We start from the raw sequence: 15,981 nt of genomic DNA on the forward strand, positions 1-15,981 counted from the left end.
GGCCCTTACTTTGGGCCTTGAAGAGCAAAAGCGCCCCGCTCCGGAATGGAGTGGGGCGCTTTTTACGGCGCTAAAGAATTAGCGGCGGAAGAACGGATCCAGAACGTGTGCCGGAACGATGTGGTTGTACACAGCGAAGTTGTAGGCAGCGAAGAGAGCGCCTGCAATAGCGGTACCGATAGCAGCGTAGGTGCCCTCGCGCCAAGCCTTAGCCCAGGTCTGGTTGGTGGTGTCATCAGCGGTGTTCTCGCCGAGGAGGTCGGCGCCGGCGACCTTCTTGTCAGCGCCGGTAGCGTCGCCCCACTTGGAGGACAGGGTAGCGTCGCTGTCGTCCTCCTTGACCTTCTCGTTTGCGGAGGACAGCTCAGAGGAGAGGGAGGTTTCCTCGGAGTTGTTGTCAGCAGCGAAAGCAACGGAGGTGCCAGCGAAAGCAACGGAAGCGGCGGTTGCAGCAGCAACAGCGGCGGTGCGGAAGTTACGCATGAAGTTTAAGCCTTTCGGAAAGTGTGAGTGGGGCGTCTTAGAAGGACGGGCCGTGGACGAAGAAGTTGTAGACCACGCCGATGAGGCCGGCGATGGAAGCGACGGCGCTGGCAACGCCAACGCCGTAGAAGGTCTTGGCCCAAGTCGGCTGGTCGCCGATGGTGGTGCACTCACCAGCTTCGCCCTCATCGCAGTGCTCAGACTTGGAGGAACCAAAGATGGCACGGCCGTCAGCCTCGGTGCCGATGTTGTCGTCCTCGTCGATGTTGAACCAGCCGCCAACCTTGGAAGACAGGGAGCCCTCCGGCTTGTCGTAAGGCTGACCAGACTCAGCGTCGTTGATAGCTTCGGTGGTGTTGGAGCCGTCGAAGGTGGCTGCGGTAGCAACGGTGGTGCCGCCGAAGGCAACTGCGAGAGCGGTAGCGCCGGCGAGGGCTGCATTGCGGATACGCATATCAAATGTCCTTAATGTCGTACGTGCAAGGCCTCCAAGCGGAGGAGCCTCGATTCACTGGGATAGGGATTAGTTTGGTATCCCCAAAACACACTGAGCCGGTGAGAGCATCGACTCGTTCCGGTGTCTGTATAAAACGTAGCCAACGGCCACTCAAAATGCACGCCAGTTGTGATATTCCTACTCCTTCGCGGGGCAACTACCCCCGAAATAAGTAGGCAGCTGGATGCGAGCTGTGAGATGTTGTCCGTGTAAAGAGTGTCGTACGGTGCGGTTTAGTCAATTGTACTGGGCGGCGCTGCATAAAAAGTGAAATGCGTCACATCCGTGAATCTAATTACCATTCCAGACCTAAAACAGCATTTTCCACGACTTCTGGTAGAGCCGGATGGATCCAATACTGCGAGCGAGCAAAGTTGCGCAGATCGATGTCATAAGCCATTGCAGTAATAAGTTGCTGGATAAGCGTAGAGGCCTGCGGGCCCATGAGGTGCGCGCCAAGAAGCTTTCCGGTCGCCCGGTCAGCCACGAGCTTGCAGACTCCCGTGGAGTCCTCCATGGCCCAGCCATAAGCGACATCCCCGAAATTTTGGACCTTGACGGCGATGTCAAAGCCCTCGTCGCGTGCCTGGGCCTCAGTAAGGCCGACCGTGGCTATCTGCGGATGGGTAAAGATGGCGGAGGGAACGTGCTCGTGCGGCATGGAGTGCAGGTCCTCTGGGTGAAGGAGGTTGTGCTGCACTGCGCGCTGTTCAGCATTAGCGACGTGCTTGAGCATGTAGGGCGAGGAAACATCACCTAGTGCCCACACGCCGTCGCACGTGGTGCGGCCGAAGTCATCGACCTTAATGCGCCCATCCTCATGCATATCGATACCGCTGGTAGACAGATCCATCTGGTCACCATTGGGCTTTCGACCGGTGGCGACGAGAATGGCCTCTGCCTCTAGAACGGTGCCGTTATCAAGCGTAAGTTGCACGCCGTTCTCTGTAGATTCGAGAGCGGTGCCGGTGCCGATGTGGACGTCGAAACGCTTACGGGCGATGTCATTGAACCGCGTGCTCAGATCCTCATCTAGGAAGCGCAGGAGCTTTTCAGAACGGTTGATCACGGTGACCTTGGTGCCCAAGCCATCGAAGACGTGGGCAAACTCCATGGCGATATATCCGCCGCCCACAACGATGAGGCTCTGCGGCTGCTTCTCCAAACGCATAATGTCCTCGTTGGTGTGAACGGGGACATCGGCGCTGGCGTAGGGCTCAGGGAGAACTGGGCGCGAACCGGTAGCAATGACAATCTGATCGCCAGTAATAATGTCCTCGCCGCAGCGCAGCGTCTTCGGGCCAATAAACCGGGCATGTTGGTCAAAGACCGTAATATTAGGGGTCTCCTCGCCACGACGGTAGGCCTCGCCGCCTTGGGCAATCTGGTCGATGCGGTTGTGGAAGACGCGGGAGACAATAGCGTCCCAATCCACGGAGTCCACATGCGCGCTGACCCCGAGGCGCTCGCTGTCACGTGCGGCAAGAGCCACGTCGGCAGCGTACACGTACATTTTGGTGGGAATACAGCCTACATTGAGGCAGGTGCCGCCGAAGGTTCCCTTCTCGATGATGGCAATGCTCTTGTCATCAAATTCTGGAGAAGGGATGGAATTTCCCGATCCGGTACCGATGATGACGAGGTCGAAGTGTTGTGCGGAAGTCATGGAGCCATTCTAGGCAACCGCTCACTACTCAGCTGGCACGACGGTGCGCAGCCACTCGGCGGAGGCGGAGAGGGCGTCGTCAAGCGGCTCGGGCTGGGAGAGGAAGAGGTCGTGACGGCCGTTGCGGACCACGTGGAGGGAGTAATGGGGGCTCAGTTCCTTGGCCCAGCGCTGGCTCTGGCGCTTGTCGACGACCGTGTCTGCCGTATTCGACGATTCCGAATACTCCTTGCCCAACTCCGACCTATGAGAGGTCATCGTCAGCAGCGGCACGCCAATGTTGACGTGGCCTGAGTGAATAGCGTCGAAGCCACGGAAGACGGCTGCCAGCCAGCCGAGGTATTTCTCGTGCCCGCCTAGGGGCTTCAGCGTCAGGTCATAGTCCCAGTCGCCATGGTGGCTCGCATGTACCGATTCGCCATACGCAGTGAGGTCGTCGCCGGGAATGGCGAATCGCGGAGCAATTTTCGCGCCGGCGTAAACCACGTGCTTGGCAGCTTCGTAGGCAGTATCCGAAATTCCCATCATGGCCAACCAAGGGCTATTGAGAATAACGCCCGCAATACGTGCGAACCGCGCGGAGTCAGTACGGCGCAGTCGGTCGAGCCACAAGGCGACAATCGTGCCTGCAGTCGAGTGGCCCAGGATGACCACGGAGGGGTTGGGGAGGGCATCGAGCGCCGCGTTCAGGTCGGCATCGTAATACCGGAGGTCACTAATGTAGTGCCAGGTTTGGCCCTCCTGCCGGGAGCGGCCGCACTTGCGCAGATCCACAGCATAAAAGGCATAACCCAGCTCGTAGAAGTATTCCGCGACGTGGGTATGGAAGAAGTAATCCGTCATGCCGTGAACCCACACGATGGCGGGGCGATCATCGTGAGCGGCAGATTCCTCGCCGCCGGGGCAGTAGCGCACCAGCGTGGCGCGCACGTCCCCCTCACCATCGGGGTCGGCGCCAAGCTCAAGTGGGGTGGATTGGAATTCCGGGCCGAGAATGTCGTCGGTCCATGCGCAATTATTAATAGTCATGGCCCACATAATAGGGTGTGAAACTAACCTGGTGCTGTGGGCTGTGTCCGCGAAGGCTTATGGCTTGCACCACAAAAGGGGTAACTCGCAGCGGATCGGGCATTTCTTCCTTATGGAATGCCTATTTCATCATAAGGGGCGTAAGGTGAAGGTAATGCTTGACGGGTCTACCACGTGTGGACCTGCGTGCCAGCTTGGTTTCTAGCATCGTCGAGCGCTTTCTCACCCCGCCCTGTGTAGTTCCTGCACAGGGCACTTGACCACATCGAATACATCAACTCAAAGAGGTAATAAGCACAGTGTCCTCCGACAAGAAGACAGCACAAGTAGTAGACGAGGTTGAGGTTGCCCTCATCGGTGCGGGTATTATGAGCGCCACCCTTGGTGCCATGCTCCGTGAACTTGAGCCGAGCTGGACCCAGATGATTTTTGAGCGCCTCGATGGTCCTGCGCTTGAGTCTTCCTCCCCGTGGAACAATGCTGGTACCGGTCACTCTGCACTGTGCGAGTTGAACTACACCCCGGAGAAGAACGGCCGCATTGACGTTTCCAAGGCTATGAACATTAACGAGAAGTTCCAGATTTCTCGCCAGTTCTGGTCCCACCAGCTCAATAACGGCATCCTTACGGACCCGCGTGCGTTCATCAACCAGGTTCCGCATGTGTCCTTCGCGCAGGGCTCCATTCAGGTGGATTACCTCAAGCGCCGCTTCGATGCGCTCAAGGACAACCACATGTTCCCGAACATGCAGTTCAGTGATGATGATGCCACCTTCCAGGAGATGCTGCCGCTCATGTCTGAGGGCCGTGACTTCAATGCCCAAAAGGTGGCTATTTCGTGGACTGATGCTGGTACCGACGTCAACTTTGGCGCACTGGCCAAGCAATTCTTCACCGCAGCGAAGGCCGCTGGCACTGAGATCCGCTACGGTCACGAAGTTGTGGACATTAAGCGTGATGGCTCGAAGTGGCGCGTGACCGCCAAGAACCTGCACACCGGTGACTACGAGGCCGTCCACGCCAAGTTCGTCTTCGTAGGCGCTGGTGGTTACGCATTGGATCTGCTGCGCAAGGCCGGTGTTCGTGAGGTCTCCGGCTTCGCTGGTTTCCCAGTGTCTGGCCTGTGGCTGCGTTCCAAGAACCCGGAGTTGGTGGAGCAGCACAACGCTAAGGTTTACGGCAAGGCTGCTGTTGGTGCTCCGCCGATGTCTGTGCCGCACTTGGACACCCGTGTTATCGACGGCGAAAAGGGCCTGCTGTTCGGCCCGTATGGCGGCTGGTCCCCGAAGTTCCTCAAGAAGGGCTCCTACCTGGACCTGTTCAAGTCCATCCGTCCGGACAACCTGACCTCCTACCTCGGTGTTGCCGCCCAAGAGTTCGGTTTGACGAAGTACCTCATCTCTGAGGTCCTTAAGGATTTCGACAAGCGCGTCGAGACCCTCAAGGAATATGTCCCGAATGCCGATCCGAACGATTGGGAGACCGTCATCGCCGGTCAGCGCGTTCAGGTTATTAAGCCTGCCGGTGCACCGCAGTTCGGCTCCCTCGAGTTCGGCACCACCCTCATCAACAACCCGGAGGGCAATATCGCTGGTTTGCTCGGCGCATCCCCGGGTGCCTCGATTACGCCGGCCGTGATGGTGGAACTGCTCGAGCGTTGCTTCGGTGAGCACATGATCCAGTGGGGCGACAAGATTCAAGAAATGATCCCGTCCTATGGCATCAAGCTCTCCAAGGATAAGAAGCTCTACAACGAGATGTGGGAGTACACCCAGAAGACTCTGCAGCTTGAGCAGAAGTAGGTATCCAGCCAACTCTCAGTAACTCGCAGGAAGCGTTCAGTGCGATGGAACGCTTCCTCAAGGCTCAAGCTCCATACTTATGTTGTGCGTTTGAGAGAGCGCATGCGAGAGATAGAGAGAACCCCAGCCACGCGGGGCAGTCGGCCTGAGAAACCGACTGGGAGCGTGGCAGTGAGAGATAGAGACGCACCGGCGCCCCGAGACTCCGTTCCCTTTCCTGCGGAGACCTCGGGGCGTCGGTGCTTTTCTATGTGCCGCAGAAAGTCAGGTAGCCCTCGGTTCCGCCAGGCTTTTCATACTCAGGTGCTGCGTTGTAGGGATGGGTTGCGGCGTGGTAGAAGCGAGCAAGCTCGGCCCGGTCAGCGAGTGCTTCTTCCACGAATCGCGGGCGGGGAATCACGCGTGGAACGCGGCTTTCGAGCGTTGAGACATCGGGGGCGCTAGCGCAGTAACGATCGACGAACTCCTCGTCCCCAAAGAGTCCGTATGCTTCTGTGCGGTCTCCAGCGGCGGCCGTCACGAGTGCGCGGTGAGCACGCGTGAGATCTGGGCCAGCGGTTGTGAGTGCAGCGGTGTAGTCGGCGTAAAGCTCTTCCGGCAGCTGCAACCGTTGTGACACCTCCTTAAAGCGTGCCTGTTCATAGCGCTCTCCAAAGGAGTTGATAGCCTCCTGCGCCCAGGTGAGGGCGGTGTCTGGGGAGGCGTCGACAAGCGGCAGCAGTGACTCCGCCAGACGCGCCAAATTCCATCCCACCATGTCCGGCTGGCGGCCGAAACGATAGCGGCCCTGCGTATCAATGGAACTAAAACACTCGTTAAGGTCATAGTTTTCGATGAAGGCGCAGGGGCCATAGTCGATAGTTTCACCAGATAGCGTGGTGTTATCGGTATTCATGACACCGTGGATGAAGCCTAACTGCATCCAACTAGCCACGGTGGCTGCTTGCGCATCCATGACGCGAGTGAAGAGTTCACGATAATCCACACCGAGGTAGTGGCGTTCAATTGTGTAATCCGCGAGCTTTTTCAGCAATCCTGGCTGCTGTGAGTGGGCAGCGAAGTGGAAGGAGCCGACGCGAATGTGGCTTGATGCGACACGCACGAGTACGCCGGCTTCCTCAACAGTCTGGCGCTGGATGGGCCGCCCAGTGGCAATGACAGCTAATGACCGCGTCGTTTGCACACCGAGCGCATGCATAGCTTCAGAGAAAAGGTACTCGCGCAACATGGAGCGCAGGGTGCCGCGGCCGTCGGAACCGTAGCGCGAATAAGGGGTAACGCCGGTTCCTTTGGCATGGAGGTCCCAGAGGCCGGTTGGGTTCTGCGGGGCGGTGGGCCCGCTGATTTCACCGAGAAGAAGCGCGCGGCCATCACCCATGGAAGGGTTGTACTGGCCAAACTGGAAGCCAGCATAGGCCATGGCATGGGGAGTGTCGGGACCGTGCCCAAGAAGGAACTCGAGGCCCTGTTCGCTACGCAGCCAGTCGGGGTCGAGACCCAGCTCGACGGCGAGCTCCTCATTGAGGGCTATGAGTCGTGCTGCCGGCTGTTCTTCGCCGCGGGCAGCGGCAACCATGCTGGGCAGGTGAGCGGCGAAGTCATGATGGAGCTCAAAAGGGAGAATCGAGTCAGGCATTCTAGGACTCCAGTGTTCCGCGCACCCGCACGTGGGCTTCGCCACCGACCCAGATATTTGTGCCGTCATCCTCGATGAAGACGCGGCCATCGCGGCCGACCTTGCTTCCTTGGGCCGCCGTGTACTGCGCGGGAACGGCGTCCTTCGCGCGCAAGAACTGCGCTGCACCGCCGTTGAAGGAACCGGTGACGGGGTCTTCGAATTGTGCATTGATGGCGCGGACCTCATAGGCTGGGCCCTCGGCCTTATCAGTGCTGGAGCTAAGCCCCACGACACCAACCTTGACGCCTGGGGTCGGCGTGGGGTTAAGAGCGCGCACGGCATCAGCGGAGCCGAGTTGGACAAGGCGCCAACCAGGGCCGTTGTCGACCCATCCAGAATCAACCACCTCGTCTGGGGAGATACCCAGGGCCGACACTGCTTCAGCTAGCTCCACTTCTGACAACGTTCCCTCGCGCACGAGAGGTGGGGTAGCGAAGGCAAAGCGGCCTTCCTCCTGGCGAACAGTCACCAGGCCCACTCCGCATTCCTGTACCAAAGTTCCACTCTTGCCGGAGAGCTCCGCCGCGACGCGTGCGCTACCCAGCGTGGGGTGGCCAGCAAAAGGGAATTCCTCATAGGGAGTGAAGATCCTGACAAGGTAATCGGCAGCCGGATCGGTGGGCGAGCACAGAAAGGTGGTTTCTGAGAAGTTGGTCCAGTGCGCGATGCGCTGCATCTCTTCGGTACTGAGGCCATCAGCATCGGCAACGACGGCCAACGGGTTACCGCTGAATGGACCGGTGGCAAAGACATCTACTTCGAAGAATCGGTGCTGCATAGGCTCTCAGTCTAGTCGCATGGATATGTGTGGGGGTCTACGCTGGGCTGCATGAGCCAAGCACTCTTTAGCCGCGTCGAGCCAATCCAGACCATGGCGGATGGCACCGTAAAACAGGTCAATCCCTTTTCCGGAACCGAGGTGTGGACGGTGCCAGGTCGCGGTAACCGCCCGCTCGCGCGCCCCGCAAAAGACCCACAGCCGCTAGGTGCTGACGCTTACTCTCAGACCTGTGCCTTCTGCTCTGGTCGCATGCTGGATACCCCACCTGAGAAGTCCCGCATCCTTTCCTCAGGGGAGATCCAGCGCGGCCTTTTGCCGCACGAGCTCGATAGTTCACGTCCAGCCTTCAGACGAGTTCCGAACTTGTTTGAAATCGTCTCCTACGACTATTGGCATGACAATTATGGTTTCACCATGGGTGACGATTTGGCACGACACAAAGAACGCTATGAGGCCGATGAGGCCGGGCGTGCGCACGTGCTGAACGTCGTGCGCACAAAACTCACGGCGGCGGGAAAGGACGCAGAGCTTGACGACGAATCCCTCCTCGCCCTCGCCGACGGCTTCTTTGGCGGCTGCCACGACGTCATTATCGGCTCGCGCCACTTCGTCGACGGCGCCACGAACGATAGCCAGCTGGCCTCCTCGGGCACGCTGAGCCCCGATGAACATTTCTTGCTCACGACCTTCACCGCTGATTCGACCCGTGAGCTTTACCAACGTAACCGTTACGCTGCCTACGTGGCTGTCTTCCAAAACTGGTTAGCTCCCGCAGGCGCGTCCTTTGACCACCTGCACAAGCAGCTCGTGGCTATCGACGCCCTGGGTATGGCTGCTAACCAGGAGAACGCCATCTTGCGCGGGCACCCAAACATGTACAACGACTGGGCAGTAGGCTACGCCGCCAAACGCAATCTCGTAATCGCAGAAAATGAGTATGCAGTGCTCTTCGCTGGTTTTGGGCACCGCTATCCCACTTTGGAAATATTTTCCAAGTCGCCGCGCTGTGAGCCATGGGAACAAACCCCAGGTGAGGTTCGCGGCATGTCGGATCTCATACACGCCGCGCATGCGGCAGTCGGACCAGACGTGGCCTGCAACGAAGAGTGGCACCACCGCCCACCCAGTGTGGACTTGCCGCAGCCGTGGCGCGTCATGATCAAGCTACGTGTATCCACACTCGCCGGATTTGAGGGCGGCACCAAGGTCTATATCAACACCATCGATCCATGGGGTCTGCGTGACCGCGTCGTGGATGCGCTTTTCCGCCTGCGCGAACGAGGCGAAATCGCTTCCGGCATCGCCATTGCCACGGAGTGCGAGCTTAAGCGCAACAGTCTGCGCTATAACCCGTTGGTGTAGCGCGTCAATCTACGAGCGTTTGCTCACCACCAGAGCTTAAATACTCACGCAGATAGGGCAGCCCCAGTGCGACCGTGCCGTGGCGAGGAGCATCGATAAGCCCTTGTTCTAGGAGTCGAGCCCTCACTTCGCTAGTCGACGTCGTTGAAGACTCCAATTCTTCAGCCACCGCTCGGGATAGGGCTTCCCCCGCGTTGTCTGCCACGCGTGCTAAAGCGTAAAGATAGTCCATTTGCCGAGGTGTTAGTGCGCGTACTGCGGGGTCATGAACTTGCTCGCCCATCATCGAGACTGCTTCAGGGATAATATCCTTCACCGTCGCTGTGGTGATCACAGCATGGTTGGCAGCTGCTGCTGACTTCCACGCTAGATAGCCAATGAGCTGGATGAGGAAAGGGTAGCCGTGGCTGGCGTTGGAGGCGGTTACAGCTGCGTCGGCATCGAAGTGGATATGCGTAAGGGCAGAAGTGTCCGTGAATGCGGCAAGCGTTGCAGGAGAGTTTACTGGTCCTAGTCGGAAACGTCGGGCGCGGCGCAAAAATGTAGTTCCGGGCAAGTGTAAGAGTTGGTCCACGCCAGCAGTGAGACCCGCCATGACTATAGCCACGGTGAATTCGTCACGTACGAGGTGCTGAAAGGCTACGGCGATGCGCTCGAGATCTGATGGATCAGCGTCTTGAACCTCGTCCATAGTGATGAGGATGCCGCTTTCATGAAGGTGGCCGGATAGTTCTCTGAGCTTCGATTCGAGCGTTGGCACTGGTGGAACACTCGTTTCTTCGGTGCCTATACCGCCGACGCCTGCGATACGAATTTCTTTGATACGGCGAGTTGAAGGGGAAGTAAGTTCTTGGATTTTGGAGGGAATAATGGATTCGACAAGTTCCTTGATAGCGTCGCTGCGTCCGCTCACTCTGATGATGACCCAACCCTGCTGTGCGGCGATATCCTCGAGTTCAGTAAGCAAAACAGTTTTTCCCATCCCGCGGTGGCCGCTGATGAGCATGGCGCGATTTGGGTTTCCCACGCCGCCATTGAGCCCTGCTCGAAAGTCATCGAGCACCGCGTTGCGGCCAGCCCATTTTAGGGGGCTGGCGCCGAATGTAGGACGAAACGGGTTTCCAGTCATGTGGCCAATGATACCCCAGCTGGATAAATGGATAAATGGATAAATGGATAAATTGCAGGGGCTGGATAAATGGATAAATGGATAAGTCAGACCACGAGGACTAGCTCACTGCCACGAAGCTCAGTGCTCATACCAGCAGCCTCAGCAACCCGTGCCGCATCGTCGATGGACTCCACCTCGCTGCCGTGGAGCGCGAGTACTCGAGCGAGTTGCCCCTTGTAGTGCTTGTTGAAGTGGGAGACCACCTTGCGTGAGCCGTCTTCTTGGAGAGACTCCACCCGGACTGTAGCGGCCTCCTTGAGCTTGCCCAGCTGCTGGTAGGTGCCAGAACGCATGTCGATGACCAGTTCCTCGGCGGCAAGCGCGCGCAGCTCGTCGCTAATGGCAGTACCCCACCGTGACTTGAGAGTCCTCCCACCCAATTTCGTGCCACCGGAGAGCCGGTAGTGCGGGATGAGGTCATCGGCGTGTACCAGACCAAATAAGGCATCGCCTACCGCGAGGTAGCGCCGCGCTTCTGGGGGAAGGGAAGGGGCATCGAGGGCGTCGTACAGCACGCCGGTAAAGCGCTCCAGTGCAGGCATGGTGGGCGAGGATTCCAACTGGTGGTTGGACTCGGCCTCCGCGCGCAATTTCTCCGAAATCTTCAGTACCTCGAGGGCTTCATCAAGGTCGAGAGACTGAAGCTCTGCGGCAATGTCGCGCCGAGTGGGATTGAGTGCTGGGAAGGAGAGCCCATCCCAGTTGAGGGCAGCGCCGTTGCCGCCGTGGGCCTTTGTCTCAGATGGAGGGAGGATGATCAGCATGGCTACATGCTAGCGATGTAGACTGAACAACCATGATTACACGTCTTTCTGAGCTTTTCCTCCGCACTCTTCGTGAGGATCCGGCTGATGCCGAAGTACCCAGCCACAAGCTTCTCGTCCGTGCAGGTTACGTGCGCCGCGTCGCGCCGGGCGTGTACACGTGGCTGCCGCTTGGTCTTCGCGCCATGCGCAAGATTGAGGACGTTATCCGCCAGGAGATGAACGCCATTGGCGGCCAAGAAGTTCTCTTCCCGGCGCTGCTGCCGCGCGATCCTTATGAGGAATCAAACCGCTGGACGGAATACGGCGATAATCTCTTCCGACTCAAGGACCGCAAGGGCGCCGACATGCTGCTGGGCCCGACCCACGAAGAGATGTTCACCACCGCGGTGAAGGATATGTACTCCTCCTACAAGGATTTCCCAGTCACGCTCTACCAGATTCAGACGAAGTACCGCGATGAGGAGCGCCCGCGCGCCGGCGTGCTGCGCGGCCGCGAGTTCACCATGAAGGATTCCTATTCCTTCGACATGACGGACGAGGGGCTCGATGAGTCTTATGCCCGCCACCGCAAGGCCTACCAAAACATCTTCGACCGACTAGAGATCGATTACGCGATCTGTAAGGCCACCTCTGGTGCTATGGGTGGCTCGGCCTCCGAGGAATTCCTCGCCGTGTCCGAGGTGGGCGAGGATACCTTCGTTCGCTCTACTGAAGGCGACTACGCCGCCAACGTGGAAGCCGTAGTCACCCAGGCGCCGGAAGAAATCCCCTTCGAGGGTCTGCCGGAGGCCCAGGAGCACGAGACTCCGAAATCCGAGACCATTGAGTCTCTGGTGGAGTGGGCTCAGGGTGCCGGCATTACTGTCGACGACCACGAGGTCACCGCAGCGGACACCCTCAAGTGCATGATGATCAAGGTAGCCGGTCCCGCGGCCACGGAGGAAGAGAAGGAATGGGAGCTCGCCGCTGTGCTCATTCCGGGAGACCGCGGTCTCGATGAGAAGCGCCTCGAAGCGTCACTGGAACCGGCTGAGTTCGAGCTCGCAGGGGAGGAAGACTTCAAGAAGAATTCCTTCCTGGTCAAGGGCTACGTCGGTCCGCGTGCGCTTAACGCTCACGACGTGAAGGTTTATGCCGACCCGCGCGTTGTCTCCGGAACCTCGTGGATTACGGGCGCGGATGCCCCGCAGCGTCACGTCGTCGGTTTGGTGGCCGGCCGTGATTTCACCGTGGATGAGTTCATTGAGGCCGCCGAGGTTAAGGAAGGCGACCCTGCCCTGAATGGCCAGGGCACGCTGACCCTGGAGCGCGGCATTGAGCTGGGCCACATTTTCCAGTTGGGTCGCAAGTACACCGAAGCCTTTGACGTGCAGATCCTCGATGAGAATGGCAAGCGCGCTGTTCCCACTATGGGTTCCTACGGCATTGGCGTGACCCGCATGCTCGCTGTCTTGGCGGAGCAGCGCCACGATGAGAAGGGCCTCAACTGGCCTGTGGCCGTAGCTCCGTACCAGGTGCATGTGGCTGTGGCTAATAAGGACGCTGCCGCCATGGAAGCCGGTCAGAAGCTTGTGGAGGACTTGGACCGTGCGGGCATCGAGGTGCTTTTCGACGATCGCCCTAAGGTCTCCCCAGGCGTGAAGTTCAAGGACGCCGAACTACTCGGCATGCCCTTTATTGCAATCCTTGGTCGCTCCTTCGCCGACGGCATCATTGAGCTGCGCATCCGCGGTGGAGAGACCCGCGAGGTACCGGCTGACGAGATCGTGGATACCCTCACCGAGCTCATCCGCGGCTAAGCAGCGTGAAGGCGGTGCGATTGAGCAGCCACCGCTATGAGCCATCGCCGCCATGCAGCGGTGGCTTCAGCCTCGCTGTCGCTCTCCGATGCTGCCGCGGCGTGCGTCGCGGCATCGGTCCATTTCAACGTGTCATTGTGGGCTACCTCGTCGATGAAGGAACGAGCGGAGTCGGCATCATTCGGTAGTCCATCGGTGGGGGAGTCATAGGCAGCGGCTGACTGGGGCACCGTGCCGAGCTGCGCGAGAGCCGCCTGCAGAAGCAGGATTCGGTGCTCATGCAGGGAGAGGCGCTCGTCAATGGTTTCCTCCAGATCGGCAGTGACATAAGAGCGAGCAAAGTCAAGGGCATATACCTGCTGGTATTCCCATTCGAGTAGCTCCGCTGCCTGATCCTGCTCCGCGGTGGTGAGCTCGGGCGTATCACCCGGTTCCTCCCCATTCCAGGATTCGAGCGCAATGGCCTGAGCCACGACGAGTGCTCGGGACTCGGATGCGACATGGTCGATCTGCTCTTCGGTGGCGGCGGAGGCGTCGCCAAGCACGGCCGCAACATCGGAAGCCTCCCGCGGCTCAGTATCGTGGTCGACCTCGCAGGAGCGTGGGGCTTTGCCTTCCTCATTGCGGCCACACAGACGCTCAATTTCCGCGTAGAGCTCCTCAGCCTGCTGTGCACGAAGCGACGCGGCATCGGCATCGATCTCCTTCAGTGCTTCAGAATCAGCACGTGCTGCCTGCGCCAGGGAGGCTAAGGCGGGGTCAGCGCGCGGTCCAAAATAATCCACGATGGCATCGGTGGCTTGGCAGCCACTTAGCCACGGCGCGGCACAGAGGAACAAGGCAGGTACTACTACTCGGCGGTTCACGCGATAGACCCTACCCGTGTGGCCTAGTCTAGAGCGCATGGCATTCCCAACACCCGCTCAACTTACTGACATCCTGCAACCGGTCGCTGCGTCCCGGGGCCTCGACGTTGAGGACGTGAAGACCACACGTGCGGGAAAGAAATCACAGGTCATCATCCGCGTCGACGGTGACGAGCGACCCAGCTCCGATGTCATTGAGGAATTGTCGCAGGAAATCTCTGCGTTGTTCGATGCGAAGGAAGATGCAGGCGAGCTCAGCTTTGGTGCTGGCTACACCCTTGAGGTCTCGACTCCAGGCGTGGATTTCCCACTTACCGCCGCGCGGCACTGGCGCCGTAACCGTCAGCGCCTTGTGGGCTTTGCTCTTGTCGACGCCCCCGATACCACCCACGTCGCCCGCATCGGCGCCGTATCGGAGGATGGGGAATCAGTGGCGCTCATCACGACTGTGAAGAAGGAGGTGCAGTACCAGATTCAGCGATTGGAAAACCTCACCCGTGCAGTGGTAGAAATTGAATTTGCTCAACCTTCAGCACAGGAGCTGGAGGCGGCTATGCAGACGTTTGACTTCGCCGAGCAGAACTCGGCAACCCGAGAGGATTAATAAGTGAATATCGACCTAGAGGCACTTCGTACGATTCAGCGCGAGCGTGGCGTCCCCGTCAAGGACCTGCTCGAAGCCATCGCGGGTGCCCTTTTGTATTCCTACCTGGATTACCGTACTGAGTCTGCCGAGACTAAGGCAGCCGGCACGAAGTCCCGCGTGGACATCGATGCTGATACCGGCGCTGTGGCGGTCATCGTCACCGAGAGCGATCCGGAGACTGGTGAGGTCATCAGCGAATTCGATGACACCCCGGAGAATTTCGGCCGCATTGGTGCTCAGGCAGTACGTGATGCCATCCTGCGCAAGCTGCGCGAGGATGAGGCAGAGCGCACCTACGACTCCTATTCTGAGCTCATCGGAACGGTTGTATCAGGCGTGGTCCAGCGCGATATTCACGCTAATAAACGAGGCGTCGTTGTGGTGCAGTTGGGTACCGAGCATGATTCGCAGGATGCTATTTTGCTGCCGGCCGAACAGCTACCGGGCGAGAAACTCGAGCACGGTGACCGCGTGAAGGCCTATGTCGTGGGTGTTAACCGAAACGGTGCCAAGGTTCAGATCACGTTGTCGCGTACGCACCCAGAACTGGTACGAGGCCTCTTCGAGCTTGAGATTCCAGAAGTTGCTGACGGCGCCGTAGAGCTTATCGCCATCGCCCGCGAAGCTGGACACCGTTCCAAGGTCTCTGTTGTGGGGCACGCCAAGGGTCTCAACGCCAAGGGAGCTTGCATTGGTCCGAAAGGTGCGCGCGTGAGCAATATCATGCGTGAAATCGGCGGCGAGAAGATCGACATTATCGATTTCAACGAGGATCCTGCCGTTTACGTGGGCAATGCCCTAGCGCCCTCCAAGGTTGTCCGCGTGGAGGTCCTGGATCAAGAGGCGCAGGTGGCCAAGGTTACCGTGCCCGACTACCAGCTTTCGTTGGCTATTGGCAAGGAAGGCCAGAACGCCCGCCTTGCAGCACGTCTGACCGGATGGAAGATTGATATTCACTCCGACGCTGCACGAGACTAAACCGCGCCGGAATTAAAGGTTTGGCCCGTTTTCGCGTAGACTAGACAACGGCCCACATGCAGGAATGCTGTGGCGTAGTAATAGTGGCGGCGCAACGTAAGGAGTTGGATGTCTCAGGGACAACGACTCCGTACTTGTATCGCCACGCGCCAGAAGCATCCCGACACGGAACTGCTCAGAGTCGTCGCCGATAGGGACGATCCTGAAGGTCGCCGTGTCGTTCCAGACCCGCGCCGCACGTTGCCCGGAAGGGGAGCGTGGATTACGCCAGATCTGGAAGCAGTAGCGCTGGCGGAGCGAACTCGTGCCTTCAGGCGCGCGCTCCGGTTGTCCACTGATGTGGACACAGGTCACGTACGTGAGTACCTTGCTGCTCTGCAGCAGGTGCAGTCGGCGGGCGTTAGCCCGTGCGACCCAGAGTTAAAAAGGAAGACCGAACACTGATGAGCGCACAACC

Annotated in this window: 15 protein-coding genes; 6 read left to right on the forward strand and 9 right to left on the reverse strand. The window is 59.0% G+C overall.

All coding sequences use genetic code 11. The features are described 5' to 3' along the window. Positions 1–78: 78 nt before the first annotated feature. The 4 genes from QP922_RS10915 to QP922_RS10930 all read right to left on the reverse strand — a co-directional run bounded on the left by QP922_RS10915 (position 79) and on the right by QP922_RS10930 (position 3,674). A complete protein-coding gene (locus tag QP922_RS10915) occupies positions 79–483 on the reverse strand; it encodes a hypothetical protein (protein ID WP_070672237.1) in 405 nt (134 codons plus the stop codon). 37 nt (positions 484–520) lie between these two features. Continuing rightward, positions 521–937 carry a hypothetical protein gene (locus QP922_RS10920; RefSeq protein ID WP_070672235.1) on the reverse strand — a complete coding sequence of 139 codons (417 nt, stop codon included), beginning with the start codon at positions 935–937 and terminating at the stop codon, positions 521–523. Positions 938–1,274: 337 nt separating this feature from the next. Next, positions 1,275–2,645 (reverse strand): mycothione reductase, encoded by a 1,371-nt coding sequence (mtr, locus tag QP922_RS10925; protein WP_070672233.1) that lies wholly within the window; start codon positions 2,643–2,645, stop codon positions 1,275–1,277. Between the two features lie 24 nt (positions 2,646–2,669). After that, entirely contained in the window at positions 2,670–3,674 is a 1,005-nt protein-coding gene (locus QP922_RS10930; RefSeq protein WP_070672316.1) for an alpha/beta hydrolase, read from the reverse strand. A 299-nt stretch (positions 3,675–3,973) separates the two neighbouring features. Between QP922_RS10930 and mqo the strand changes: the two genes are divergently transcribed. Next, positions 3,974–5,476, forward strand: a complete 1,503-nt coding sequence (gene mqo / locus QP922_RS10935) for a malate dehydrogenase (quinone) (RefSeq protein ID WP_284809476.1) — start codon at positions 3,974–3,976, stop codon at positions 5,474–5,476. A gap of 247 nt (positions 5,477–5,723) precedes the next feature. On the opposite strand, the gene QP922_RS10940 is transcribed toward mqo, so the two are convergent. Both QP922_RS10940 and QP922_RS10945 read right to left on the reverse strand, forming a co-directional pair. After that, the gene (locus QP922_RS10940) at positions 5,724–7,112 is read right to left on the reverse strand and encodes a protein adenylyltransferase SelO family protein (protein ID WP_284809478.1); all 1,389 of its coding nucleotides are present in this window, start codon (positions 7,110–7,112) and stop codon (positions 5,724–5,726) included. A 1-nt stretch (position 7,113) separates the two neighbouring features. After that, positions 7,114–7,932, reverse strand: a complete 819-nt coding sequence (locus QP922_RS10945) for a PhzF family phenazine biosynthesis protein (RefSeq protein WP_284809479.1) — start codon at positions 7,930–7,932, stop codon at positions 7,114–7,116. Between the two features lie 51 nt (positions 7,933–7,983). Between QP922_RS10945 and QP922_RS10950 the strand changes: the two genes are divergently transcribed. Continuing rightward, the gene (locus QP922_RS10950; protein ID WP_284809480.1) at positions 7,984–9,297 is read left to right on the forward strand and encodes a DUF4921 family protein; all 1,314 of its coding nucleotides are present in this window, start codon (positions 7,984–7,986) and stop codon (positions 9,295–9,297) included. A gap of 4 nt (positions 9,298–9,301) precedes the next feature. On the opposite strand, the gene QP922_RS10955 is transcribed toward QP922_RS10950, so the two are convergent. Beyond that, on the reverse strand, positions 9,302–10,426 hold the full coding sequence (locus QP922_RS10955; RefSeq protein WP_284809481.1) for an ATP-binding protein: 1,125 nt from the start codon (positions 10,424–10,426) through the stop codon (positions 9,302–9,304). An 86-nt stretch (positions 10,427–10,512) separates the two neighbouring features. Beyond that, entirely contained in the window at positions 10,513–11,232 is a 720-nt protein-coding gene (gene yaaA / locus QP922_RS10960) for a peroxide stress protein YaaA (RefSeq protein ID WP_284809482.1), read from the reverse strand. A 32-nt stretch (positions 11,233–11,264) separates the two neighbouring features. On the opposite strand from yaaA, the gene QP922_RS10965 reads away from it, so the two are divergent. Continuing rightward, the gene (locus tag QP922_RS10965; protein WP_284809484.1) at positions 11,265–13,034 is read left to right on the forward strand and encodes a proline--tRNA ligase; all 1,770 of its coding nucleotides are present in this window, start codon (positions 11,265–11,267) and stop codon (positions 13,032–13,034) included. Here QP922_RS10965 and QP922_RS10970 read toward each other — a convergent pair. After that, complete coding sequence (locus QP922_RS10970; protein WP_284809485.1) at positions 13,031–13,900, reverse strand: hypothetical protein; 870 nt, start codon at positions 13,898–13,900, stop codon at positions 13,031–13,033. The two genes, QP922_RS10965 and QP922_RS10970, sit on opposite strands and share 4 nt — an antisense overlap. A 37-nt stretch (positions 13,901–13,937) precedes the next feature. On the opposite strand from QP922_RS10970, the gene rimP reads away from it, so the two are divergent. The 3 genes from rimP to QP922_RS10985 all read left to right on the forward strand — a co-directional run bounded on the left by rimP (position 13,938) and on the right by QP922_RS10985 (position 15,968). Next, positions 13,938–14,504: a ribosome maturation factor RimP gene (gene rimP / locus QP922_RS10975; protein WP_284809487.1), complete on the forward strand. Its 567-nt coding sequence runs from the start codon at positions 13,938–13,940 to the stop codon at positions 14,502–14,504. 3 nt (positions 14,505–14,507) lie between these two features. Further along, positions 14,508–15,524 carry a transcription termination factor NusA gene (gene nusA / locus QP922_RS10980; protein WP_284809488.1) on the forward strand — a complete coding sequence of 339 codons (1,017 nt, stop codon included), beginning with the start codon at positions 14,508–14,510 and terminating at the stop codon, positions 15,522–15,524. 108 nt (positions 15,525–15,632) lie between these two features. Then, complete coding sequence (locus QP922_RS10985) at positions 15,633–15,968, forward strand: YlxR family protein (protein ID WP_070672214.1); 336 nt, start codon at positions 15,633–15,635, stop codon at positions 15,966–15,968. The last annotated feature ends 13 nt before the right edge of the window (positions 15,969–15,981 follow it).

Origin of the sequence: Corynebacterium sp. MSK218, assembly GCF_030232655.1 — a bacterium.
In the GTDB taxonomy this organism is placed as follows: Bacteria; Actinomycetota; Actinomycetes; order Mycobacteriales; family Mycobacteriaceae; genus Corynebacterium.